At 60.8% G+C, this 23,211-nt stretch carries 21 protein-coding genes; 6 read left to right on the forward strand and 15 right to left on the reverse strand.

Translation table 11 applies throughout. From position 1 onward, the window contains the following. Positions 1-87 precede the first annotated feature (87 nt). Positions 88-1,509, reverse strand: coding sequence for an MltF family protein (locus tag ACZ3HH_RS06310; protein WP_465803475.1), 1,422 nt, complete (start codon positions 1,507-1,509; stop codon positions 88-90). Positions 1,510-1,745: 236 nt separating this feature from the next. Between ACZ3HH_RS06310 and ACZ3HH_RS06315 the strand changes: the two genes are divergently transcribed. The 3 genes from ACZ3HH_RS06315 to ACZ3HH_RS06325 all read left to right on the forward strand — a co-directional run bounded on the left by ACZ3HH_RS06315 (position 1,746) and on the right by ACZ3HH_RS06325 (position 4,866). Further along, positions 1,746-2,555, forward strand: a complete 810-nt coding sequence (locus ACZ3HH_RS06315; protein ID WP_465803477.1) for a TatD family hydrolase — start codon at positions 1,746-1,748, stop codon at positions 2,553-2,555. A 242-nt stretch (positions 2,556-2,797) separates the two neighbouring features. Next, entirely contained in the window at positions 2,798-4,279 is a 1,482-nt protein-coding gene (locus tag ACZ3HH_RS06320) for a methyl-accepting chemotaxis protein (protein ID WP_465803479.1), read from the forward strand. A 218-nt stretch (positions 4,280-4,497) separates the two neighbouring features. Next, positions 4,498-4,866: a terminase gene (locus tag ACZ3HH_RS06325; protein ID WP_465803480.1), complete on the forward strand. Its 369-nt coding sequence runs from the start codon at positions 4,498-4,500 to the stop codon at positions 4,864-4,866. Here ACZ3HH_RS06325 and ACZ3HH_RS06330 read toward each other — a convergent pair whose 3' ends face one another. The 3 genes from ACZ3HH_RS06330 to ACZ3HH_RS06340 all read right to left on the reverse strand — a co-directional run bounded on the left by ACZ3HH_RS06330 (position 4,867) and on the right by ACZ3HH_RS06340 (position 7,025). After that, positions 4,867-5,664, reverse strand: a complete 798-nt coding sequence (locus tag ACZ3HH_RS06330) for an acyl-CoA thioesterase (RefSeq protein WP_465803482.1) — start codon at positions 5,662-5,664, stop codon at positions 4,867-4,869. Positions 5,665-5,894: 230 nt separating this feature from the next. Beyond that, a complete protein-coding gene (locus tag ACZ3HH_RS06335) occupies positions 5,895-6,653 on the reverse strand; it encodes a CHAD domain-containing protein (RefSeq protein ID WP_465803484.1) in 759 nt (252 codons plus the stop codon). A 93-nt stretch (positions 6,654-6,746) separates the two neighbouring features. Next, on the reverse strand, positions 6,747-7,025 hold the full coding sequence (locus ACZ3HH_RS06340) for a hypothetical protein (protein WP_052964059.1): 279 nt from the start codon (positions 7,023-7,025) through the stop codon (positions 6,747-6,749). A 232-nt stretch (positions 7,026-7,257) separates the two neighbouring features. Between ACZ3HH_RS06340 and ACZ3HH_RS06345 the strand changes: the two genes are divergently transcribed. Beyond that, entirely contained in the window at positions 7,258-8,298 is a 1,041-nt protein-coding gene (locus ACZ3HH_RS06345; RefSeq protein WP_465803486.1) for a patatin-like phospholipase family protein, read from the forward strand. Between the two features lie 141 nt (positions 8,299-8,439). On the opposite strand, the gene ACZ3HH_RS06350 is transcribed toward ACZ3HH_RS06345, so the two are convergent. The 6 genes from ACZ3HH_RS06350 to kdpF all read right to left on the reverse strand — a co-directional run bounded on the left by ACZ3HH_RS06350 (position 8,440) and on the right by kdpF (position 16,615). After that, a complete protein-coding gene (locus tag ACZ3HH_RS06350) occupies positions 8,440-9,138 on the reverse strand; it encodes a response regulator (protein WP_305502774.1) in 699 nt (232 codons plus the stop codon). Positions 9,139-9,186: 48 nt separating this feature from the next. After that, positions 9,187-11,838 (reverse strand): DUF4118 domain-containing protein, encoded by a 2,652-nt coding sequence (locus tag ACZ3HH_RS06355; protein WP_465803487.1) that lies wholly within the window; start codon positions 11,836-11,838, stop codon positions 9,187-9,189. 158 nt (positions 11,839-11,996) lie between these two features. After that, positions 11,997-12,542 carry a potassium-transporting ATPase subunit KdpC gene (gene kdpC / locus ACZ3HH_RS06360; protein ID WP_465803489.1) on the reverse strand — a complete coding sequence of 182 codons (546 nt, stop codon included), beginning with the start codon at positions 12,540-12,542 and terminating at the stop codon, positions 11,997-11,999. Positions 12,543-12,741: 199 nt separating this feature from the next. Continuing rightward, positions 12,742-14,799 (reverse strand): potassium-transporting ATPase subunit KdpB, encoded by a 2,058-nt coding sequence (gene kdpB, locus ACZ3HH_RS06365; RefSeq protein ID WP_465803491.1) that lies wholly within the window; start codon positions 14,797-14,799, stop codon positions 12,742-12,744. A gap of 23 nt (positions 14,800-14,822) precedes the next feature. Beyond that, positions 14,823-16,517 carry a potassium-transporting ATPase subunit KdpA gene (kdpA, locus tag ACZ3HH_RS06370; protein WP_465803493.1) on the reverse strand — a complete coding sequence of 565 codons (1,695 nt, stop codon included), beginning with the start codon at positions 16,515-16,517 and terminating at the stop codon, positions 14,823-14,825. An 8-nt stretch (positions 16,518-16,525) separates the two neighbouring features. Continuing rightward, positions 16,526-16,615: a K(+)-transporting ATPase subunit F gene (gene kdpF / locus ACZ3HH_RS06375; RefSeq protein ID WP_007899818.1), complete on the reverse strand. Its 90-nt coding sequence runs from the start codon at positions 16,613-16,615 to the stop codon at positions 16,526-16,528. 403 nt (positions 16,616-17,018) lie between these two features. Between kdpF and eat the strand changes: the two genes are divergently transcribed. Next, complete coding sequence (eat, locus tag ACZ3HH_RS06380; RefSeq protein ID WP_465803501.1) at positions 17,019-18,383, forward strand: ethanolamine permease; 1,365 nt, start codon at positions 17,019-17,021, stop codon at positions 18,381-18,383. A 197-nt stretch (positions 18,384-18,580) separates the two neighbouring features. Then, the gene (locus tag ACZ3HH_RS06385; RefSeq protein WP_111450692.1) at positions 18,581-18,748 is read left to right on the forward strand and encodes a DUF2897 family protein; all 168 of its coding nucleotides are present in this window, start codon (positions 18,581-18,583) and stop codon (positions 18,746-18,748) included. 129 nt (positions 18,749-18,877) lie between these two features. On the opposite strand, the gene ACZ3HH_RS06390 is transcribed toward ACZ3HH_RS06385, so the two are convergent. The 5 genes from ACZ3HH_RS06390 to ACZ3HH_RS06410 form a co-directional block, all read right to left on the reverse strand. Beyond that, complete coding sequence (locus ACZ3HH_RS06390) at positions 18,878-19,729, reverse strand: urea carboxylase-associated family protein (protein WP_320393764.1); 852 nt, start codon at positions 19,727-19,729, stop codon at positions 18,878-18,880. 15 nt (positions 19,730-19,744) lie between these two features. Then, entirely contained in the window at positions 19,745-20,398 is a 654-nt protein-coding gene (locus ACZ3HH_RS06395; protein ID WP_465803503.1) for a GntR family transcriptional regulator, read from the reverse strand. A gap of 74 nt (positions 20,399-20,472) precedes the next feature. Further along, the gene (gene fabF, locus ACZ3HH_RS06400; RefSeq protein ID WP_465803505.1) at positions 20,473-21,747 is read right to left on the reverse strand and encodes a beta-ketoacyl-ACP synthase II; all 1,275 of its coding nucleotides are present in this window, start codon (positions 21,745-21,747) and stop codon (positions 20,473-20,475) included. Between the two features lie 32 nt (positions 21,748-21,779). Then, entirely contained in the window at positions 21,780-22,574 is a 795-nt protein-coding gene (locus tag ACZ3HH_RS06405) for an SDR family NAD(P)-dependent oxidoreductase (RefSeq protein ID WP_465803506.1), read from the reverse strand. A 206-nt stretch (positions 22,575-22,780) separates the two neighbouring features. Beyond that, entirely contained in the window at positions 22,781-23,116 is a 336-nt protein-coding gene (locus tag ACZ3HH_RS06410; protein WP_465803507.1) for a ComEA family DNA-binding protein, read from the reverse strand. Positions 23,117-23,211 lie beyond the last annotated feature (95 nt).

The following is a 23,211-nucleotide window of genomic DNA, read 5'->3' on the forward strand; positions in this document are numbered from 1 at the left end:
TGAGTGTGTGTTGGTTGGCCGCTATATTAATCAGTAAAACTCATGTTAAAAGCGCAAAAAACGCACCATAACAATCAGCTTAGTCGATCATTTCCGCGAGACCACTTTTTGCCCCTGAGGCTCCAACGACTCCCGCTCCCGATCGAACGCCAAATAATACTTGTTCACGCTATTAACATAGCTGACAGCCCCCATTCCCACCTGCTCCATGGCGATGCGCTCGACCTGGAAAAACCACTGATTAGGATTCAAGCCGCGTCGTCGGGCTTCGGCGCGCATGCCTTGAACCCGCTCCGGTCCCATGTTGTAGGCCGCCAGCACAAACGCCATGCGCTCGCGCTCGTTGAGTTTGGGGCTGGCAAAAAACTTGCGGCGGATCATCGCCAGGTACTTGGCGCCGGCCTGCACATTGGCGTCGAGGTTTTGAATATTATTCACGCCAACCCGTTGGGCGGCAGACGGGGTAATTTGCATCAGGCCGGTGGGGCCACTGCCACTTCTGGCGCTGGGTTGCAGCGCCGACTCCTTGAAGGCCAGCGCCGCCAGATTCAGCCAGTCCATGCCTTGGGCTTCAGCGTGTTTCTGCAATACCGGGCGAAGTTTTTCCAGACGCTGCCGATCGGCCTTGGCCAAGGGATAGTGCACTTGATACAGGCGTCGATAGATCCGCAGGAACGCTGCATCCTGATCCGACGGTTTCTTGTAGGTAGTCAAGAAACGATCGATGCTCGAACGCAGCATCGAGGCGTCGCGGCGCACGAACCAGTATTCCTCGCCTGGCTCGCTGATAAGGACCTGACGATCGAAACGCAATTTTGGCAGGATCTTGCCCCAGCGTTCGGCAATCGGTTGCTCGACAATCGTCAGATGAAAGATCCCGCCCTGGACCATTTCCAGCACGTCCTCGACTGCCAGGCTTGGATCGACCCACTCGATCTTCACCGGAGGCAGTTTGTGCAGCGCGAGCTTCTGATTGATCTGACTGACCGCATCCCCGGCGGCACTGCCGGTGGGCAATGCCAGGGTTTTGCCTGAGAGTTGTTCGAGATGGGTGTAACGTCGTTCGCCTTTGATCCCCACCAGCAGCAACGGCACATCGCTGGCAATCGGTTGACTGGTGCTGACCGCGAGGCCCGATTGCGGATCAAGTAATTCCCCCGGCGCAACCAGATCACCCTCCCCGCGCTGTAACGCGCCGAGCAGTTGATCCTTGGCTTTGGGAATGATCTTGAGGGTGATTTCCTGGCCGTCACGGGCATGGCCGTTGAGGTATTGTTCGAAAGCGCGCAGGCGGTGATATTCGACGCCGATGGCCTGGCCCTGGACTTCGCCGGAGCTATTGCGGCTCTGGTTGACCAACACCCGCAACACGCGGCTGCTGCGAATCTCTGCCAGGTCGCGGACCTTGGCCGCCGGTACGGCTTGCAACGGCCCGGCCAGACGCGCAACCGCCGGCATAGGCAGCAGCAACGAGCAACACAGCAGCAACAAAACCGAGGGACGAATCATCCACTCTCCGGAAAGAATACTGGCCGACCTCATGGGTGATTTCATGACGTCGAGCGACAGAAACAGAGCGCGTGAAGCGCTGATAAAGTGCGTGAGAGTGGCACAGTGATGGCAAATCTACCAACCCAACCTGTCTCGCGGCCTCAACAGACAGCTTTAACTCGTTGTAGTTCTTGGTTTTTCTTATAAATCTACAGCTCTGATATGCTTTCCGGCCTTTGGTCCGAGGTAGCACCATGCAACTCATCGATATCGGCGTCAACCTGACCAACCCCAGTTTCGCCGACAAACACCAGGCTGTACTCGACCGTGCCTATGCTGCCGGGGTCTGCCAACTGGTGCTCACCGGGACCAGCGTCGAGGGCAGTGAACAGGCTCTGGAGCTGTGCCAGCAACTGGACGAAAGCGCTCAGCGGCTGTTCGCTACGGCCGGTATTCACCCGCACTCGGCCAGCGACTGGAACGCCGACAGTGCTCAGCGTCTACGCAGTTTGCTCAAGGAGCCGAATGTGGTGGCCGTGGGTGAATGCGGCCTCGATTTCAATCGTGATTTCTCGCCCCGCCCGCAACAGGAAAAAGTTCTCGAAGAACATCTGGCGATGGCGGTCGAGCTGCAATTGCCGGTGTTCCTGCATGAGCGCGATGCCAGCCAACGATTGCTGGAGATCCTGCGTGACTATCGTGACCAGTTACCGGCCGCCGTGGTGCACTGCTTCACCGGTGAAAAAAAGGCGTTGTTCAGCTACCTCGATCTGGATTTGCACATCGGCATCACTGGCTGGATCTGCGATGAACGCCGGGGCACGCACCTGCATCCGTTGGTCAAAGAGATTAAACGCGGGCGCTTGATGCTGGAGAGCGATGCGCCGTATCTGCTGCCCCGCAGTCTGCGCCCAAAGCCGAAGAATGGTCGCAACGAGCCGGCGTATCTGACTGAAGTGTTGCGTGAGGTGGCGTTGCATCGTGGGGAGACAGAGGAAGATTTGGCTGCTCACAGCACGGCTTGCGCACGAGCATTTTTCGGTCTGCCCTCAATCCCCCAATAACCACAAATCCCCTGTGGGAGCGAGCCTTTGTGGCGAGGGAGCTTGCTCCCGTTGGGTCGCGAAACGGCCCCAAAAAATGGGACTGCTGCGCAGTCCAACGGGAGCAAGCTCCCTCGCCACAAAGGCCTGCTCCCACAGGTTGGCGGTGGTGCCCGTTGATCCACATCAAGATTCGACGTCCTGAATAGCGGCACAATGCTGGCACCTTGCCAAAACTGTTTCCGCTATCAGAGAAGACCTCCATGGGTGCCTGGCTTAGCAACATCTCGCTGAAATACAAATTCTGGGCGGTCAACGCCGTCGCCTTCGTCACCACCCTGTTGCTGGTGCTATACGCCGTGCAGCTTGAACAACAGGCCCGCAGCCATGCCGCCCAGGCGTCGACCCAAGCCCAGGTACGGTTGCTCAATGCCTGGCCTGTCGGGCAGCCGCTGCCCAAGGCCGAGAACCTGCTGACCTTCAATCGCGGGCAGGCGCCGTTGCTGAATGGGCAACCGCTGCTGGAGCTGACCGATACCAACGGTTGGGTCGAAATCAACACCATGCCGCTGTTCGGTGAGAACCCATTGATGGGCGCCGAGGTATTCACTCGCCCTGACGGTCAACAGATCGCGGTGATTGCTTATGGCCCGAGCCTGAGCCAAGTGTTCGGCGAACGCTTCACCCACTACGCGGTAGCGGTGTTCATCCTGATGCTGGCGATGCTCGGTGCGTCGCAACTGTTGATCTGCTTCCTGCTCAGCCAACTCAACACGTTGAAAGACGTGATGCTCCACGTCGAGAAAACCGGTGACCTGTCGGCCCGTGTCCCGCTGGCCTGCAAGGATGAAGTCGGGCAGATGGCCAACGCCTTCAACGCCATGCAGGCCGGTTACCAGCGGGTAGTCAACACTGTCGCCAGCACTGCCCGGCAACTGGATGTCGGCGCCGCGCGGCTGGCGTCGAGCATGAACGAGGTGCGTCACGGCATGCTCGGTCAACAAAGCGAAACCGATCAGGCCGCCACGGCGATCAACGAAATGACTGCCACGGTCCATCACATCGCCCAACACGCCGGCGCCACCCGCGACCTCTCGCAAACCGCCGACACCTTGGCCGGCAGTGGCCAGGAAGTGGTCACTCGGGTGCAGAAGTCGATTGGCGGGTTGTCCACTGGCGTGCAGCAAACGGCCGAGATGATTCAGCGTCTGGCCGAGGACAGCCAGAAGATCAATGGCGTGGTCAGCGTGATCCATAGCATCGCCGAACAGACCAACCTGCTGGCCCTTAACGCCGCCATCGAAGCAGCCCGGGCCGGTGAAATGGGCCGTGGGTTTGCAGTGGTCGCCGATGAAGTGCGTAACCTGGCCAAACGCGTCCAGACGTCCACCGACGAGATCACCACCATGGTTTCAGCGCTGCAGGCCGGCACTCGGGACGCTGTGGACTTCATGCAGGAGAGCTCGTACAAGGCGGACGACTGCATGCAACAGGCTCAGGAAGCCAGCGTGGCCCTGGCCGAAATCACCACTGCGGTGGCGCAGATGCGTGAAAGCAACACGCAGATCGCAGTGGCGGCCGAGCAGCAGAGTCATGTGGCGGAGGAGATGAATCGGGCGGTGGTGAGCATTCGCGACGTGACTGAAAACACCGTGCAGCAGACCGTGAATTCGGCGATTACCAGCAATGAGCTGGCGATGTTGGCGGGGGAATTGAGCAAGGCCATCGGGCAGCTGAAACTGTGACGGCCCCATCGCGGGCAAGCCCGCTCCCACAGGATTAGCGCTATTTTAAAATTTGCGCATTACCTGTGGGAGCAGGCTTGCCCGCGAAGGCGTCAGACCGAGCAACATCAATCCTGACCATCACACCTATTGCGCCGATAGCCAGCCTTGATTCGCCGACGGCCCGCGCCAAGCCTATTCTTTATTCAAACGCCTCAACGAATCAAAGGATATGCATCATGGGCAAACGTCATCCCAACCTTCCCGCCTGGCAATGGCGAGCGTACCCGCATAATCACCAGCACCCGACCAATCTGGTGTTGCACCTGATTGCCGTGCCGCTGTTCATCGTGGCGTTTTTGCTGATGGTCTCGGGGGTGTTCAGCCTGGATCTGGCGAGCATCGCGATCGGTATCATCGGCCTGCTCGCCGCCCTTGGCTTGCAGCGTCAAGGTCACCGCCTGGAGGCGCAAGCATCCGAGCCGTTCAGTGATCGCAAAGATGCGGTATCACGCCTGATGGTCGAGCAGTTCCTGACCTTCCCACGGTTTTTCTTCAGTGGCGGCTGGTGGCGCGCCTGGCGTGAACGCCACCGTCGTCGTCACTGATCAGGCGAAAATCGTTACAGTCTGCCGGCTCATGGCGATCAACTGACCGTCTTCGCTCCACAGTTTTGCGGCTGCGTGCCCGTAGCCGCCAGCGGCATACTCGATTTCCACCAGGTACTTGCACCAGTCCAGCGTGCTCAACGCGAGCAACGGCTGGACGAATTCGATGGTCCAGGTCAGCGTGCTGCCTGCCGCCGGTTTCTTCAGATGCGACAACAAGGACGGCGGCCAGGCGTCGACCAGCGCCAGAATATGCGCCTCGTTGACCACCTCGTCCTTCATCTCTCCACGCAAGCGCACCCAACCACCCATATCGCGGGAGGTGTTGCCGGTGAACGGCAGGCCGCCGATGCTCCAGCGCATTGCCAAGTGACGCATGAATTCCGGGGTCACCCCTTTGATATAGGGCATTTCCTGGCAGTCGTCCCAGTGCTTCATCTCAGGCGCGGCGTTAGCCGTGACCGCCACTTCGGAAGGTCGCGAGGCACCAAAGCTGCCCTGGACCAACGTCACCACTTGGCCCTTCTGCATTGCCCGGCCCAGTACCTGGCTGACGGCTTTGCCTTCGCGCAAAACATCGACTTCAAAGCTGACCGGCACATCAGGCTCGACCGGGCCGACAAAGGTGATTGCCAGTGAACGCACCGGACGATCCGCCGGGACTTTTGCGCGCATGGCTTCGTATTGCAAGGCGGCTATCAGACCACCAAAACTCGCCCGCCCCTGACCCCATTCGGCCGGAATGGACAGCTCCTGCGGCTGGCTGCGGACAGCGTCAAGCAGATCGGAAAAGTGCATGGAAACCTCAGAGGCCGGAAAATGGATGGAACGATCTTAACCAGCCCGTAAAGCCGACACAGCGCTTATTCCGGCCAAAATCACTGACAGATGAGCCGTGCCAACATTGAACACACAAACTAATGTGGGAGCGGGCTTGCTCGCGAAAGCGGTCTGACATTCAACATTTTGATTGAATGTTATGCCCTCTTCGCGAGCAAGCCCGCTCCCACATTTGATCTTTGGGGTTTTCAGGATTTGAAGCAGGCGGCGCTGAGCTTATCGAGCACGCGGTCGGCGCGCGCTTCGGCCTTGGCCAAGGTGGTTTTCCAGACCGCGACACACGGCTGCAAATCGGGTTCTTCTTTGGCGCGGGCCAGCCACTGCCAGCTGTCGTGCCAATCGCCCAAAGCAGCCTGCGCCGATTTCAGTCTGGGCAGGGCCGCGTCCGGCAAACGATCCAGTTCAGGGTAGGCTTCAATGCCATAGCGCACGCGCTTGATCAGCAGACGCAGGCGATGGCGGTCATGGGCTGGGTCATGCAAGGCCTGGTCGAGTTTCTTCCATTGTTTGCCCAGGCGTTTTTCGATGCGTTTGCGCAAACCCTTGAGCAAGCCCTGACGCTGGGAAGCCCGCAGGAAACGCGGAAAGGCGTCGAGGATCATCAGCATCTGCGCCACTTCCGGGCTCGCCGCCACGAGGGGATAAGCCTCGGCCATCCGCGCCATGCGCCGGTGCGCGGCCTCGGGTTGATCGTGCTGGAGCAGGTACGCCGCCAGCACTTCGCGATCGCGCAACGGTGTGGTCAGGTCACCGACCCGGGACGCCGCTGCTTCCAGTTGCTCGACCCCGGGCAAACCGCGCAAGGGCCGCAGCAGGCTGCGCAAACGGCGCACGGTGGTGCGCAGATCGTGCAGCGCTTCAGAATCGGTGCGGGCACTCAAGCGTGCCTGACAGGCGAGCAGGCGCACGTCCAGGCCCAGAATATGAGCCACCAACCGATCAACCATGGTTTTCTCCGTAAACAACGCCAAGCTTCAGGCAGTAAGCCAAAAACCGGCACGACGCATTTGTCGCTTGCTGCTTACAGACTGTAGCTGCTTCTATCGGCCCGCGCGGGATTCACGAATGTAGAAGCGCGCCTTCTCGGCCTTCTTGGTACAGCCCTCGTATGCTTCGAACTGCTGCTGGGTCTTGGCACCGGTCAACAACGACAGCGCCTTGGAGTAGCTGACGGTCCCGGCAAAGCCCTCGACCTTGGCCAGGTCCAGTTCATGCCAGGCGGCATCGAGCTGGCTACCGCAGCTGTCACGGTAAGCGGTTTTACCGGCACAACCGGCGAGTGCCAAGGCAATCAACGGCACACAGATCCAGACTTTCATCACTCACACCTCAAAGATAGGTAAACATGCATGCACGTAAGACGGTCTGGCGCGTGAAAAGTGCCTTGGGCCGCAGTGGAAACCCGCCGTGGAAATCACAGCGCCCGCGAGAATACCCATTCGCCATCCCGGAGTGTCAAAAAACGACGCACTGGCCTCGCCGAACGACCATTGCGATTGAAGCTTGCCCCTCGATAGGTGCATTGTTGAACCTTGTCAGAGAGGTCGATTCATGAAAAAGCGTGTCGCACTGGTGTTGGGCTCGGGGGGCGCCCGGGGCTACGCCCATATCGGCGTCATTGAAGAGATCGAACGGCGCGGCTACGACATCGCCTGCATCGCCGGTTGCTCCATGGGCGCGGTGGTCGGCGGGATCTATGCCGCCGGTAAACTCAAGGATTATCGCGACTGGATCGAGAGCCTGGATTACCTCGACGTCTTGCGTCTGGTGGACGTCAGCTTTCGCCTGGGCGCGATTCGCGGGGAAAAGGTCTTCGGGCAGATCCGCAAGATCGTCGGCGAAATCAACATCGAAGACTTGCGCATTCCCTACACAGCCGTGGCCACGGACCTGACCAACCAGCAGGAAATCTGGTTCCAGGAAGGCTGCCTGCACCAGGCCATGCGTGCCTCGGCAGCGATCCCCAGCCTGTTCACGCCGGTGATGCAGGGCAATCGAATGCTGGTGGACGGCGGTATCCTCAACCCTTTGCCGATCGTGCCGGTGGTGTCGAGCCATTGCGACCTGATCATCGCGGTCAACCTCAACTCCACCAACCAGCGTCACTATCAACTGCCGGTGATCCAGCGCCCGGCCGCGTTCAAGACCCGCTTCGACAGTTTGATCAACTCGCTGGGCTCGAAATTGCCCTTCCGCCGCACACAGGCCGAACAATTGCTGCTGCTGGAAAAGGAAGCGTTGATGGCAGAAGGGGCCGAGATTAATCCGTGGATCGAGTCCGCCGCGCCGGAAGGCCAGCAACCGGCGGCGGCCCCGGAAAGCAACGGCGCACCGAAATCCGCCACCGGGTCGTTCATCATCGACAACGTGGGGCCGGCGTCTTTACTGGACCTGATCAACCAGAGTTTCGAGGTGATGCAGACGTCATTGGCGCAGTACAAGATTGCCGGGTATCCGCCGGATATCTTGATCAACGTGCCTAAGCGGGTGTGTCGGTTTTTCGAGTTCTACAAAGCGCCGGAGTTGATCGCGCTGGGGCGCGAGATCGCGCGGGATACGCTGGATCGGTATGAGAATGAGCGGGAATCTTGAGGTTCTCGGATGAATGAAAGGGCCTCATCGCGGGCAAGCCCGCTCCCACAGAGTTTTGTGGCGGTCACATGATCTGTGAACACCCGGAGCACTGTGGGAGCGGGCTTGCCCGCGATGGCGCAGGATCAGGCACCACAGAAACTAAAGGCTGCCCTCACTCAACAACCGATACCCAACCCCCGCCTCGGTGACGATGAACCGTGGTTGAGTCGGATCATCCGCCAGTTTCTGCCGCAAGTGCCCCACCACTATTCGCAGATAGTGGCTGTCTTCGGTGTGAGTCGGGCCCCAGATGTCCTTAAGCAGTTGCTGCTGGGTGATGACCCGCCCCGGATGCCGCGCCAGTTGCGCCAGTACCGCATATTCCTTGCGCGTCAGCGCCACTTCGGCGCCGTCCAATAGCACCCGGCGATACGCCAGGTCCACGGTGAGCGGACCGAAACTGAGCGCCGCTTCCTGAGCTTCACCGGTCGGCGCCTGACGCAGCAACGCGCGTACTCGGGCCAGAAACTCCTGGATGCCGAACGGCTTGGTCACGTAGTCGTTGGCGCCGCCATCCAGGGCTTGGACTTTCTGCCCTTCGCTGGCGCGCACCGAGAGCACCAGTACCGGCACCGTCGACCACTCGCGAAACTCGCGCAGCACCTGCTGGCCGTCCATGTCTGGCAGGCCGAGGTCGAGCACCAGCAGGTCGGGTTTGTTCAATGCGGCCTGGGCCAGGCCTTCCGTGCCGGTGCCGGCCTCCAGCACTTTGTAGCCTTGGGAAACGAGGCTGATGCGCAGGAATTTGCGGATCTGCGGTTCATCATCGATGACCAAAATGGTCGCGGTCTGGCTCATGAATTCACATCAACACAAAGAAGTGGCAAGAGAGTAGCGCAGGCGAGATCAGGCTTCACTGTCCAATCCCGGCTGAGTCTGCAACGGCAGGTGCAGCGTGATGCAGGTGCCGCGCCCTTCGATGCCATCGGCGACGCTGATCCGCCCGCCATGGGCACCGACCATGCCCTGACAGATCGCCAGCCCCAGCCCGGTGCCCTGCCCGCCGCGATCGCCGCGAGCGGCGGTGTAGAACATGTCGAAAACCTTCGCCCGCTCCTCCTCCGGAATCCCCGGCCCCTCATCGCTCACCGAAAAAAACAGCTCACTGTCAGTGGCCCCGGCACGCAATTCAAGACGCCCGCGGGGCGGTGAGAAACGCGCAGCGTTTTCCAGCACGTTGACCAGTGCTTGCTCGATCAACGCGGCATGCACGTAAAGCAACGGCAGTTCGGCCGGCACTTCGGTAATGACTTGCAACGACGCCAGCACCGCACGCAGACGGTTGATTGAACTGCCGACGATGTCTGCTGGCGACACCCAGTCCCGCGCCAGCTTCAGGGCGCCGTGGCCGAGGCGAGTCATGTCCAGCAGGTTTTGAATGTAACGATCCAGCCGTTCGGCTTCATCGCGAGTGCCTTCGAGCAGTTCGCGGCGGTCCTCCAACGGAATCGCCTCTCCCAGCGCCAACAGGCTGTCGATGCTGCCGCGCATGGAGGTCAGCGGCGTGCGCAAATCGTGGGACACCGAGGCCAACAGCGCACTGCGCAGTTGCTCGGTTTCACCATGCAAGCGTGCCGCCTCAAGGTCATCGGCCAGTTGCGCACGGGCCAACGCCTGGGCCAAAGGCTGGCTCAGCGCAGTCAGCAAGCGCCGACGCTGGCCACTCAGGCTCTGACCTTCTTTGGCGCATACGCCGAGCAGTGCCAACGGGCCATCGTCCACCGACAACGGCCACCACCACCAGCGCCCGAACGGCAAGGTGCCGGTGCCCGCGCCGGCCGGTTGGTCGTGTTGCCAGGCCCAATCGGCGGCGGCGCGCTCGGTTTCGGAGAACTCCAGTGGGCCGCCGGTTTCAACTTTCCAGCCGCTCTGGCCATCGCGATTGAGCAGGCACAGTTTCAGGTCGGTCCAGCCATTGAGGTGCTGCGCCGCGGCGCTGACCACGGCCTGACGGTCGGTGGCGGCGGTGAGTTTGCGCGACAGGTCGAGCAGTTCGCTGGTTTCTTCCTGGGTGTCGCGCAACGCCTGCAGTTGTCGCCGTTGCTGTGCCGCCAGGTTGCCGGTGAGAGCCGCCATCAGCAGAAAGAACAGTAAGGTCAGCACGTCTTCTTCACGCTGGATACTGAAAGAGAAATTCGGCGGAATGAACAGAAAGTCATAGGTCAGAAACGACAGCGCCGCGCAGGCCAATGCCGGGCCGAGGCTGCTGCGCACCGCCACCAACAACACTGCGGCGAGGAACACCAGCGAAATGTTGGGCAGCGGCAAGACGCTCGACACCGCCCAGGCCAAGGCACTGGCAAGCACTGTCGCCAGCAGCGCCAACGCGTAGTCGAACCAGACCAGCGACTGCGCCGAGCGTTGGCGCGGTTGATGCTGTTGGTGATCGCTGTCGAGCACGTTGATTTCCAGCCCGCGAGCATCGCGCAGCAAACGAGACGCCAGACCGCCGCCGAACAACCGTCGACGCAAACGCTGGCGCGACTGGCCCACCAACACCAGACTGGCGCGTCGTTCAGCGGCGTGCTGGATCAACGTTTTCGCCACCTCACCGGCGCGCAGCAACACCACTTCACCACCGAGGCGTTCGGCCAGTTGCTGAGCGCTTTGCAGGCGCAGGCGCGATTGCTCGTCGCGCACACGACCGTTGTCCACATGCACCAGGCTCCACGGCAGATGCCGGCGCTGGGCGACGCGACTGGCGTGACGCACCAGACGCTCGGCCTGAGCATCGCCATCGACGCCCACCAGCAAACGACCGCGCACGGCCGGTGCGGCCTGCCCCAGCTGGCGATACCCCTGGGCCAGATCGTCATCGACCTGAGCGGCTGCGGTTTGCATCGCCAGTTCGCGCAGGGCGGTGAGGTTGGTCTGGGTGAAGAACGCATCGATGGCCGCCCGCGCCTGCTCCGGCACGTAGACCTTGCCGTCGCGCAGACGCTCCAGCAACTCGCGCGGCGGCAGGTCGATCAGCAGCAGTTCGTAGGCTTCTTGCAGCACCCAGTCAGGCAGGGTTTCACGCACCTGTACGCCAGTGATGCCACGTACCTGATCATTGAGACTTTCCAGATGCTGGACGTTGACCGTGGTGAACACGTCGATGCCGGCGGCCAGCAATTCCTGGATGTCTTGCCAGCGTTTGGTGTGACGACTGCCGGGGGCATTGCTGTGGGCCAGTTCGTCCACCAGCACCAGTTTTGGCTTGGCTTTGATCAGACCGTCGAGGTCCATTTCTTCGAGCATCACGCCGCGGTATTCCGAGCGCACCAACGGCTGCTGCGGCAAGCCAGCCAGTAGCGCTTCGGTTTCGGCGCGACCGTGGGTTTCGACCACCCCGGCCATGACCTTCACGCCTTGGCGCAGTTGAGTGTGGGCGGCCTGCAGCATGGCGTAGGTCTTGCCCACTCCCGGCGCTGCGCCAAGGAACACCTTGAGCCGGCCACGGCCATCGCGGGGCAGGTCTGCTAACAGCGCGTCGGCGCGGCCGGAGTCACTCATGCTTGAAGTTCTCTCTCATTCTGATGTTGATGCAGTGACTGTCAGGGCCTCTTCGCGGGCAAGCCCGCTCCCACAGGGATCGATGGTGGTCACAAATTTTGTATCCCTCCTCGCCTCCTGTGGGAGCGGGCTTGCCCGCGATTGGCCGCGCCACCGATCTACAGTTTTTCCAGCGCCATATTCAGCGCCAACACATTCACCACCGGCGGCCCCACCAACGGCTGCTCGATGTGCGCGTCCATCAGTTGCTCAAGCGTAGACACCGGCAGATTGCGCGCCGCCGCGACACGCGCCAGTTGATAGGCAATCGCGGCCGGTGGCAAGTGCGGATCGAGGCCGCTGCCGGAGGTGGTCAACATGGCCAACGGCACCGGACCTTGGCCAGGTATCAGCAGTTTATTGGCCTCATCGATAACCCGGGTGGCCAACGCCGGATTGCTTGGCGAGAAGTTGCTGGCGCTGCTCGACACGGTGGCAAAGGCACCGGCCGATGGCCGTGGGTGGAACCAGGCGTCGCCGACGAAATCCTGGGCGATCAGCGACGAGCCGCGGACCTTGCCGTCGGCATCTTGCACCAGGCTGCCATTGGCCTGATCCGGGAAGGCAACCTGGGCGACGCCGGTGACCACCAAGGGGTAAGCGACGCCGGTGATCAGGGTCATCAGTATCAACAGGCTCAGGGCCGGACGTATCAGTGTGGACATTTCAAAATCCTCGAATTCAGTGGAGACACACACATCACCTGTGGCGAGGGAGCTTGCTCCCGCTCGGCTGCGCAGCAGTCGTAAACCCGGCAAATGCAGTGTGCCTGAATACATACGGTGGACTGGTTTGGGGCCGCTTCGCAGCCCAGCGGGAGCAAGCTCCCTCGCCACAAAAAAGCCCCTACTCCAGCGACAGCCGTCAAACCAGATGCAGCGCCGTCAACAGCATGTCGATCGCCTTGATGCCCACGAACGGCACCAGAATCCCGCCCAGCCCATAGATCAGCAGATTGCGCCGCAGCAACGCCGCCGCACTCACCGCCTGCACCCTCACACCGCGCAATGCCAACGGAATCAGCACCACAATGATCAACGCGTTGAACACAATCGCCGATAGAATCGCGCTCTGCGGACTGCTCAGGTGCATGATGTTCAGCACGCCCAGTTGCGGGTAGATCGAGGCGAACAGCGCCGGCAGGATCGCGAAGTACTTGGCTACGTCGTTGGCGATGGAAAAGGTGGTCAGCGCACCGCGGGTCACCAGCAATTCCTTGCCGATTTGCACCACGTCCAGCAGCTTGGTCGGGTCGCTGTCGAGGTCGACCATATTCGCCGCTTCCCGCGCCGCTTGCGTACCGTCGTTCATCGCCATGCCGACGTCCGCCTGGGCCAGGGCCGGGGCGTCGTTGGCGCCGTCACCGCACATGGCGACCAGGCGCCCGTCGTTCTGCTCGTGACGAATGCGCGCCAGTTTTTTCTCCGGCGTGGCTTCGGCCAGCACGTCATCCACGCCGGCTTCAGCGGCAATCGCCGCAGCGGTCAGCGGGTTGTCGCCGGTCACCATGACGGTGCGGATGCCCAGTTTGCGCAGCTCGGCGAAACGCTCGCGGATGCCGGGTTTGACCACGTCCTTGAGGTGGATCGCGCCGAGCAATTTACCGTCGGCGCACACCAGCAATGGCGTGCCGCCACTCTGTGCAATCTTGTCGATTTCCCGGGACAGCGGCGCGGCCAGATCGGCGCGTTTCAGGCCAACGAAGGCCAGCAACGAATCCACTGCCCCCTTGCGATACACGCGGCCCTGATAGTCGACACCGGACAAACGCGTCTCGGCGCTGAAGGGCACGGCGGTCAACAACTCGGTGGCCGGCTCAGGTTGTGGCTGAGTGCCGCGCAGGTACTCGACGATGGATTTACCTTCTGCCGTGTCATCGGCCAGCGAGGCGAACAATGCCCCCTCGGCGAGTTCCTTGGCGGTGACACCCGGCGCCGCGTAAACCGCTGTGCAGCGACGGTTACCGAAGGTGATGGTGCCAGTCTTGTCCAGCAGCAGAACATGCACGTCCCCCGCCGCTTCCACGGCGCGACCGGATTTGGCGATCACGTTCAGGCGCACCAGACGGTCCATCCCGGCAATCCCGATCGCCGACAACAAACCGCCGATAGTGGTCGGAATCAGCGTGACCAATAACGCCACCAGAAACACCAGCGGCAGGCTGCCATTGGCGAAGTGGGCGAACGGTTGCAGGGTCACCACCACCAGCAGGAAGATCAAGGTCAAGCCGATCAGCAGGATATCCAGCGCCACTTCGTTCGGGGTTTTCTGGCGTTTGGCGCCTTCGACCAGCGCGATCATGCGGTCGAGAGTCGACTCGCCGGGGTTGGCGGTGATGCGCACCAGCAGCCAGTCGGACACCAGTCGAGTGTTGCCGGTGACGGCCGAGCGGTCGCCGCCGGACTCACGAATCACTGGCGCCGATTCACCGGTAATCGCCGCTTCGTTGACCGCCGCGATGCCTTCGATCACCTCGCCGTCACCGGGAATCATCTCCCCCGCTTCGACACGCACCACATCGTCCTTGCGCAGGCTGCTGGCGGGCACGATCTGAAAGCTGCCATTGGCCGTTTTACGTCGGGCACTCAAGCCTTCGCTGCCGGCCTTGAGGCTGTCGGCGCGGGCCTTGCCGCGACCTTCGGCCAGCGCTTCAGCGAAGTTGGAAAATAGCACCGTGAACCATAGCCACAACGCGATTTGCGCGGCGACGAAAGTCGGCACGGCGTTGTCGGGAATGAAGCACAGCACAGTGGTCAGAATCGCGGTCAGCTCTACTACCAGCATCACCGGCGCACGCTGCAATTGCCGTGGGTCGAGCTTTACGAATGCTTGCACCAGCGCCGGGCGCCAGAGGGCCGAGATCGCGGTTTTCGGTTGTTCCGGCGCCTTGACGACAGCGGCTTTAGTTGCGGGCATATTCATCATCGTGCTCCTAAAAAAGCGGCTCAGAAGCCCAGGCTCAAGTGTTCAGCGATTGGGCCCAGCGCCAGCGTCGGCAAGAAGGTCAAACCACCCACCAGCAAAATGGTCACGGTCAGCAAGGTCACGAACAGCGGGCCGTGGGTCGGGAAGCTGTTCTGGCCGATCGGTGCGGTTTTCTTCATCGCCAGGCTGCCAGCCAACGCCAGAACCGGAAGGATGTAACCGAAGCGCCCAATCAACATGCCCAGCCCCAGCATCAGGTTGTGGAACGCGGTGTTCGCCCCAAATCCCGCAAACGCCGAACCGTTATTGGCACTGGCCGAGGTGTAGGCATAAAGCAACTGGCTGAAACCGTGAGCACCGGGGTTACTCACCGCCGCGACCGGGCCTGGCAGGCTGGCGGCAATCGCACCCAGCACCAGCACGCCGACCGGCATCACCAGCAAGGTCACCACCAGCAGTTGAACTTCCCGGGCCTGCAGTTTCTTGCCGAGGTATTCCGGAGTGCGGCCAATCATCAGGCCAGCGAGGAACACTGCGATCAGCACGTTGAGCAACATGCCGTAGAGCCCGGCTCCGACGCCGCCGAAGATCACTTCGCCGACCATCATGTTGATCATCGCGACCATGCCGCTCAGCGGGTTGAGGCTGTCGTGCATGCCGTTGACCGAACCGTTCGACGCCGCAGTGGTAGTCACCGACCACAGCACGGTGGCGGTGGTACCGAAACGCGCTTCCTTGCCTTCCAGCGGCGCGGTCTGTTCGACGGCGACGTTGGCCAGAGTCGGGTTGGGTTGATATTCAGCCCACAGCGACGTCGCGCCGCCGATCAAAAACAGCGCCAGCATGCAGGCGATGATCGCGCGGCTCTGACGCAGGTCTTTCACGTAATGGCCAAAAGTGAACACCAGCGCCACCGGGATCAGAATGATCGAGGAGACTTCGAACAGATTGCTCCAGGCCGTCGGGTTCTCGAACGGATGTGCCGAGTTGACGCCGAAGAAGCCACCGCCGTTGGTGCCCAGTTGCTTGATCGCAATCTGGCTGGCGGCCGGGCCGAGCGGGATTACCTGATCGACGCCTTGCATCGTCACGGCATTCACGTAGTGAGCGAAGGTTTGTGGCACGCCCTGCCAGACCAGAAACAGCGCCAGCAACAGGCACAACGGCAAGAGGCCGTAGAGGGTGGCGCGGGTCATGTCGACCCAGAAATTGCCGAGGGTTTTGGTGGATTTGCGACCGATACCGCGACACAGCGCAACCAACACCGCTAGGCCGGTGGCGGCGCTGACAAAGTTCTGCACGGTGAGGCCGACCATCTGACTCAGGTAGCTCAGGGTCGCTTCGCCGCTGTAGGACTGCCAGTTGGTGTTGGTCATGAAGCTGACGGCGGTGTTGAACGCTTGCGTCCACTCCTGACCCGGCAGGTTTTGTGGATTCAGCGGCAAGTGATCCTGAAACAGCAGGATCGCAAACAGCAGCAAAAAACCCGCGAGGTTGAAGGCGAGCAAGGCCAGGGTGTATTTCTGCCAACTCTGCTCGGCCTGCGGATCGACGCCGGCCACCCGATAGCAACCACGCTCCACCGGCCCGAGGATCGGCGAAAGCCAAGTGCGCTGACCTTCCATCACCTTGTAGTAGAAGCGCCCCAGAAACGGTGCCGGAATCAGCACTACGGCGAAGAAGGCGATGATCAGCCAATAGTCATAACTGTGCATAGCCGCTCCTAGTTCCGGTCCGCGCGCAACAGCGCAACCAACAGATAAATGAACAGTCCCACTGCCAATAGCAGTGACACTCCGTCCAGAACGCTCATGGAAGTTCTCCGTGTTACGGCGTATTGCCGCGTGTGGAGTGATTGTCTGCAGGGAGGCTGTAAAGGCGCGAGATCGAGGGGTGGGGCGGGGCATAAAAAATGCGTAAAGAGTGGGTTTATGGCTTTGTTACTGCGGTGTCCGGACGGGCCTCATCGCGGGCAAGCCCGCTCCCACAGTGGAATGCGTTCGCCCAGACACTCAAAAAACCTGTGGGAGCGGGCTTGCCCGCGATGGCGGCAGAACAGGCACCACTGCCCCTAGCTGGCGCACAAAAAGCACTCATCCAGCCGCGAACATCCCCGATACGACAGCTTTCAGCGCTTTACGACACGCACCTGCAAAATGGCACGCCCACTGCACACGCCCTCCCCGAACATTTTCAAACCGTTCAGGGAGCAACGCATGAACACACAACTCAAACCCACGCTGGGCACGCTGCACCTGTGGGGTATCGCGGTCGGGCTGGTGATTTCCGGTGAGTACTTTGGCTGGAGTTATGGCTGGGGCGTTGCCGGGACACTTGGCTTTCTGGTGACCTCGTTCATGGTCGCCACGATGTACACCTGCTTCATCTTCAGTTTCACCGAGCTGACCACCGCCATTCCCCATGCCGGCGGTCCCTTTGCCTACAGCCGCCGCGCCTTTGGCGAAAAAGGTGGATTGATTGCCGGGCTGGCGACGCTGATTGAATTCGTCTTCGCCCCACCAGCGATTGCCTTGGCCATCGGTGCCTACCTGAACGTGCAGTTTCCGGCCCTCGACCCGAAACACGCGGCAGTCGGTGCCTACATTGTGTTTATGGGCCTGAATATCCTCGGCGTGAAACTCGCCGCGACCTTCGAACTGGTGGTCTGTGTACTGGCGGTCGCCGAATTGCTGGTGTTCATGGGCGTGGTCGCCCCGGCTTTCAGCTTCAGTAACTTCGCCCTCAACGGTTGGGCCGGCTCTGATGTGTTCGGTGCGCCCGCGATTGCCGGCATGTTCGCGGCTATTCCGTTTGCCATCTGGTTCTTCCTGGCCATCGAAGGTGCAGCCATGGCCGCCGAAGAAGCCAAGGACCCGAAACGCACGATTCCCAAAGCCTACATCAGCGGCATTCTGACCCTGGTGCTGCTGGCCATGGGCGTGATGTTCTTTGCCGGCGGCGTCGGCGATTGGCGCACCCTGTCGAACATTAACGATCCGCTGCCGCAAGCCATGAAAGCCGTGGTCGGCGAAAGCTCCGGCTGGTTGCACATGCTGGTGTGGATCGGCCTGTTCGGCCTGGTGGCGAGTTTCCACGGGATCATCCTCGGCTATTCGCGGCAGTTCTTCGCCCTCGCCCGGGCCGGTTACCTCCCGGCATCCCTGGCCAAACTGTCGCGCTTCCAGACCCCGCACCGGGCGATCATCGCCGGTGGCGTAATCGGCATCGCGGCGATCTACAGCGACGGCTTGATCAACCTCGGCGGCATGACGCTGACGGCGGCGATGATCACCATCGCGGTATTCGGCGCGATCGTGATGTACATCATGAGCATGCTCAGCCTGTTCAAACTGCGCAAAACCGAACCGAACCTGGAACGCACCTTCCGCGCGCCCTGCTACCCGTTGGTGCCGTTCATTGCGCTGCTGCTGGCGGTGGTTTGCCTGGTGGCGATGGCCTGGTTCAACACCTTGATCGGGTTGATCTTCCTCGGCTTCATGGCAGTGGGTTTCGTGTACTTCATGCTCACCGCGCAATTGCGAGCCGATGCGCCGGCGGATGCGATGTTGACCGGGCTCTGACTTCACACACTGCCCCCTGTAGGAGCAGCCTTCGGCAGCTCCTACGGGGAATGTGCAAGTTTCGAAGACGTGGCGCAGATGAACGGGACATAACAGGCATAGAATGGAACCACTGCGAAAATTGATCGCTCAAAAGTGGTATGCACGATCGGTTGGCGAACCCCTTGCCCACCGGTCTGCCCTTAAGGAGAACTCCTATGCCTTGGTATGCCTGGTTGATTCTGATCGTTGCCATCGGCTCGATCGTTGGCGGTTTGATGATGCTGCGCGACACCGCCAACAAGGTCGAATTGACCGAAGAGCAACGTAAACGCGTCGCCGAACGCAATGCGCAAGCGGATGCCAAGGATGCGCAGGACCGCTAGCAAACAATTGTGGCGAGCGAGGGAGCTTGCTCCCGCTGGGTCGCGTAGCGACCCTTGAGGTTCCTCGCACATTTTTTGCGCCCGCTGCGCGGTCGAGCGGGAGCAAGCTCCCTCGCCACAAAAGCGGTTCTATTTCTCCCAATCGGCCTTGGCAATGTGCAAGCCATGCAGCCCTTTGTAAGCCGCACGTTCCGGCTGGCTCCAGCCCTCAAGCAACGAATCCTCCAACCGATAAATCTCCACCCCCAGCGGGCGACACACACTCAGCGGATCCTGCGCATCCGGCCCCCACATGGCCAGGGACAGATCGCCACCCGGACACGTCGACAGCGCGCACAGCAAATCAATCTCGGCAAAGAACTCCAGATAATCACCCTTCTGCGCCGGGCAGGCTTTCATGAAGTACATGTCGTCGTGATTCAGGCCGGTGCACTGGAAAATGTTCAGCACATCGTGCACGTCAAATTCAGTCAGGCCATGGGGCAACACTGCGCGAGTCAAATTCGAGTGGCAGTGATGATGGAAGTCTTCGCCCGTGAGCATTTTGTTCACATACGGATCGCACCGCGTCCCCAGCAAGTCGTGCAAACGCCCGCCATGTTCGTCGATGCCGTACCCGGCCAGGCTATCGTCGGTGATAGTCACCAGCGGTCGTAAGAAAGGCAGGTTCGACCAGAGCCGGTCATGGGTGCTGACATGCGCGCCCTGCAACTGCCGGGTCCGCGCAGCCCACAAGCGTTCGCGCGGGTCGTGGGCATTCCAGACATTGAAGTCCCCGACTTGCGGGCCGACAGGGGTCGTGACCCTGAACACATGCCCCGCCGGCACATTCCAGGCGCGCCCGGTGCGGATCGGCACTTCGAACTGTTCGATCAGCGTGCGCCCCTCTTTCTTGTCCCGGACTCTCTCGTAGAAAGCCGTGTCTACCTGCAAGGCCGAGCCTTTGCTGACTTGATAGGCCGCCGGATAGTCTTTGTACATGGCACAAATCCTCGATCAGTGATGGGAAGAAGGGGCAAGCATCTGCAACAGGAGGTGTTCGGAGTCGTCGAGATAAAGGCTCATGGCGTCGCCGGCCGCGCGCTTATCGCCGTCGGCCAGCAAGTCATGTATCTGCCGGTCACGCGCCAGCCAGGGCGCCTGAAAACGCGATTCATCGGGAGCGGTGCAAAACACCAGGCGCAATTGCGCGACGACGTTGGTGAAGAACTCATCGAACAATGGACTGCGCAGCAATCCGACGATGTGTTGGTGAAATGCCAGGCTGTGGGTGCCGACCGCGCGCCAGTCCTCACGCTCCCGGGCCAACTCGGTGGCCTCCAGCGCTTCGAGCATCCGGTCGGACTGATAATCACGTAGCGGCTGACTGGCGCTGATGGCTTGCAACTCCAGAGTGCGACGGACCTTGAACAGATCGCGCACATCATCAGATCCCAACCTGCGCACCATCACGCCTTTGTTGCGCACGTAACGGGTCAGCCCTTCTTGCCCCAGACGGTGCAACGCCTCGCGAATCGTGTTTCGCGAGGCGTTGTAGGCCGATACCAGATCGTTTTCCACCAACGCCATGCCGGGCAGCAAACGACCGCCGATGATGTCAGCGCGTAACTCCAATGTGATGTGGTCGGCCAGGGACAGTCCGCTGCTCATACTCAACGCCTCTAGATTGTTCAACAATCGTCAGCAAATGAGTAATCACTATTCGTGCCATCACCTGTCGTGAACTAGTCCTCCCAATATTTGAACAACACGCTGGCGTTCACGCCGCCAAATCCGAAGCCGTTGGACATCGCGTACTCGATCGTCATTGGCCGCGCCTGACCGTGAACAATGTCCACCCCTTGCGCCGCCGGATCCGGGTTATCGAAGTTCAGCGTCGCCGGCACCACCTGATCGCGGAGTGCCAACAGGGTAAAGATCGCCTCGATCCCGCCAGCAGCGCCGAGCAAATGCCCGGTCGCAGACTTGGTCGATGTCACGGCTATCTTGTTGTCCGAACCAAACAACGACTTGATGGCCGCCAATTCCCCCAAATCCCCAACCGGAGTCGAGGTCGCGTGAGCGTTAAGATGCTGCACCTGCGCCGGCGAAATGCCCGCCTGGGCTAACGCCAGCGACATCGCCCGACGCGCACCGCTGCCATCTTCAGGCCCCGCGGTCAGGTGATAAGCATCGGCACTGGTGCCGTAACCGACCAGTTCGGCCAACGGCTGAGCGCCGCGCGCCAAGGCATGTTCCAGGGATTCGATCACCAGAAGGCCCGAGCCCTCGCCCATCACAAAGCCATCGCGACCACTGTCGAACGGCCGCGAGGAGCGCTCCGGAGTGTCGTTGTAACCGCTGGACAAGGCTCTTGCCGCCGCGAACCCGGCGAGGCTGACACGATCGATCGCCGCCTCTGCACCGCCACACACTGCAATATCCGCCTCGCCACATCGAATCAGCCGCGCCGCGTCACCAATCGCCTGAACCCCGGCCGCACACGCTGTTACCGGAGCCCCCAAAGGGCCTTTGAAACCGTGCTCGATCGACACATGGCCCGCGGCGAGATTGACCAGAAACGAAGGAATGGTGAACGGTGACAAACGTCGCGGGCCACGGTTGTCGGTGGTGCGCACCGCATCGGCAATCGCGCCGAAACCGCCCACGCCCGAGCCAATAATGGTGGCAGTGCGCTCCTGGGAATTGGCGTCCTGCGGTTGCCAACCGGCCTGCTCCAGTGCCTGACGCGCCGCCTCCATGGCAAACATAATGAAGCGGTCCATCTTCTTCTGCTCTTTGGGCGGCGTCGCCCGATCCGGATCAAAACCCGCCTCGGGATCTTCCGTCAGAGTCTGCACCGCGCCACCGACCTTGGTGGACAGATCGGCAACTATCTCGTCCGGTAACGCCCGCAACCCGGAACGCCCGGCCAACAAACGCGCCCAAACCGCTTCGACGCCACTACCCAACGGCGACACCAGGCCCATGCCCGTGACCACCACTCGACGATTACTCATAACGCAAATACCTCAAGCCGATTCATGGTGCCTCACTTGTAACGCGTGGCGGCCGTGCTTCTGGACAGATTCGGCGCCATCGCATGACGCGCCGCTACATAGGACTCCCACTCAGAGAGATTCGGCAAGGAAGGAATGGTGATCAACTCACCCTGATCCAGCCCCGACAACGCCGCATCGACCATCTCCCCTGCCTCCATGACCATGTCCGCCGGAATCTGGGTCGCATCGATACCGGAGCGCTCCCAGATTTCGGTGCGTGTTACACCCGGCAACACCGCCTGGACCTGAACCCCGGTGCCCGCAAGCTCGGCGTTCAACGACTGGGTCAGACTCAACACATAAGCCTTGCTCGCGCTGTACGTCGCATTGAACCGTTCAGGAAACAACGCCACCACCGACGCGATATTAATGATCGTCCCGCGACCGGCCTTGGTAAAACTGGCCGCCGCTGCCGAGGCCAGCCGCGTCACCGTGGTGACGTTCAGCTGAATCAACCGCTCCAGCTGATCCATATCAGCGTTGGCCAGCAACCCATCTGCAGCAACTCCAGCGTTGTTCAGCAACAGGCTGATGCTCGAATCGCTGCGCAGACGCTGCTCAAGCTTCAACACATCTCCCTTCTGCGTCAGATCCGCCTTCAGCACCTCCACCTGAACACCATGCGCCGTACGCAGCTTGCTCGCCGCAGCCTCCAGCCGTTCTTGATCACGGGCAACAAGCAACAAATCAAAACCACGTGCCGCCAACCGCTCAGCGTAAACCGCACCAATGCCGGAAGAAGCGCCGGTGACAAGGGCCATACCTTGGTTCTGGACAGAATTCATGACTGTGCTCCTGGGAGATGCTTCAAGAAAGCGAGCGCCTGAAAGTCAGGGCGCTTCAGCGAATGATGAATTTATTATAGGCATAATTTTAACACCATATGATAGCCGTAATTTTTTACACCCCGATGAAAGGTGCCAGATCACCCTCCGCGGCAATAAGCAAAAAGGCCGGTCAGTGACCGGCCTCTTGGCGTGGATTTACAAGCTTAGTTCACTTCCAGCTTCTCGCGATTCTTGTCCAGAATGGCTTTGCCGATCCCTTTCACTTCCAGCAATTCGTCGACGGACGAAAATGGCCCATTACTCTCACGATACGCAACAATCGCCTTGGCTTTCGCCTCACCAATCCCGGACAGCTCGCGCTGCAGAGTCGGCGCATCAGCCCCATTGAGATCGACCTTACTCGTTTGAGCCTTGGCGGCAACGTCCAGCATCAAGGGTGCCTTGGCAGCCTCCGGCGCCGCTGCCGGCGCGGCAATGGCCGCAATAGAGGCGCTGGTGAGCAGGGCAAAAACCAGAGAATAGAAATAGCCAGTACGCATAAATGAAGCTCCATGACATCGATTGAGAAAGCAGCTTTTCCGAAGCTGCCTCCCAAACTTAGGCGATGTGGTGGAGCTGTCAAAAGTGTGTCAGT

The sequence above is a fragment of the Pseudomonas sp. PME37.24/025 genome (genome assembly GCF_055556615.1).

Excerpts from the sequence above, each read along its gene's own strand:
- ACZ3HH_RS06310 (WP_465803475.1), bottom strand. The coding sequence starts at position 1,509 with ATGATTCGTCCCTCGGTTTTGTTGCTGCTGTGTTGCTCGTTGCTGCTG.
- ACZ3HH_RS06315 (WP_465803477.1), top strand. The coding sequence starts at position 1,746 with ATGCAACTCATCGATATCGGCGTCAACCTGACCAACCCCAGTTTCGCC.
- ACZ3HH_RS06320 (WP_465803479.1), top strand. The coding sequence starts at position 2,798 with ATGGGTGCCTGGCTTAGCAACATCTCGCTGAAATACAAATTCTGGGCG.
- ACZ3HH_RS06325 (WP_465803480.1), top strand. The coding sequence starts at position 4,498 with ATGGGCAAACGTCATCCCAACCTTCCCGCCTGGCAATGGCGAGCGTAC.
- ACZ3HH_RS06330 (WP_465803482.1), bottom strand. The coding sequence starts at position 5,664 with ATGCACTTTTCCGATCTGCTTGACGCTGTCCGCAGCCAGCCGCAGGAG.
- ACZ3HH_RS06335 (WP_465803484.1), bottom strand. The coding sequence starts at position 6,653 with ATGGTTGATCGGTTGGTGGCTCATATTCTGGGCCTGGACGTGCGCCTG.
- ACZ3HH_RS06340 (WP_052964059.1), bottom strand. The coding sequence starts at position 7,025 with ATGAAAGTCTGGATCTGTGTGCCGTTGATTGCCTTGGCACTCGCCGGT.
- ACZ3HH_RS06345 (WP_465803486.1), top strand. The coding sequence starts at position 7,258 with ATGAAAAAGCGTGTCGCACTGGTGTTGGGCTCGGGGGGCGCCCGGGGC.
- ACZ3HH_RS06350 (WP_305502774.1), bottom strand. The coding sequence starts at position 9,138 with ATGAGCCAGACCGCGACCATTTTGGTCATCGATGATGAACCGCAGATC.
- ACZ3HH_RS06355 (WP_465803487.1), bottom strand. The coding sequence starts at position 11,838 with ATGAGTGACTCCGGCCGCGCCGACGCGCTGTTAGCAGACCTGCCCCGC.
- kdpC (WP_465803489.1), bottom strand. The coding sequence starts at position 12,542 with ATGTCCACACTGATACGTCCGGCCCTGAGCCTGTTGATACTGATGACC.
- kdpB (WP_465803491.1), bottom strand. The coding sequence starts at position 14,799 with ATGAATATGCCCGCAACTAAAGCCGCTGTCGTCAAGGCGCCGGAACAA.
- kdpA (WP_465803493.1), bottom strand. The coding sequence starts at position 16,517 with ATGCACAGTTATGACTATTGGCTGATCATCGCCTTCTTCGCCGTAGTG.
- kdpF (WP_007899818.1), bottom strand. The coding sequence starts at position 16,615 with ATGAGCGTTCTGGACGGAGTGTCACTGCTATTGGCAGTGGGACTGTTC.
- eat (WP_465803501.1), top strand. The coding sequence starts at position 17,019 with ATGAACACACAACTCAAACCCACGCTGGGCACGCTGCACCTGTGGGGT.
- ACZ3HH_RS06385 (WP_111450692.1), top strand. The coding sequence starts at position 18,581 with ATGCCTTGGTATGCCTGGTTGATTCTGATCGTTGCCATCGGCTCGATC.
- ACZ3HH_RS06390 (WP_320393764.1), bottom strand. The coding sequence starts at position 19,729 with ATGTACAAAGACTATCCGGCGGCCTATCAAGTCAGCAAAGGCTCGGCC.
- ACZ3HH_RS06395 (WP_465803503.1), bottom strand. The coding sequence starts at position 20,398 with ATGAGCAGCGGACTGTCCCTGGCCGACCACATCACATTGGAGTTACGC.
- fabF (WP_465803505.1), bottom strand. The coding sequence starts at position 21,747 with ATGAGTAATCGTCGAGTGGTGGTCACGGGCATGGGCCTGGTGTCGCCG.
- ACZ3HH_RS06405 (WP_465803506.1), bottom strand. The coding sequence starts at position 22,574 with ATGAATTCTGTCCAGAACCAAGGTATGGCCCTTGTCACCGGCGCTTCT.
- ACZ3HH_RS06410 (WP_465803507.1), bottom strand. The coding sequence starts at position 23,116 with ATGCGTACTGGCTATTTCTATTCTCTGGTTTTTGCCCTGCTCACCAGC.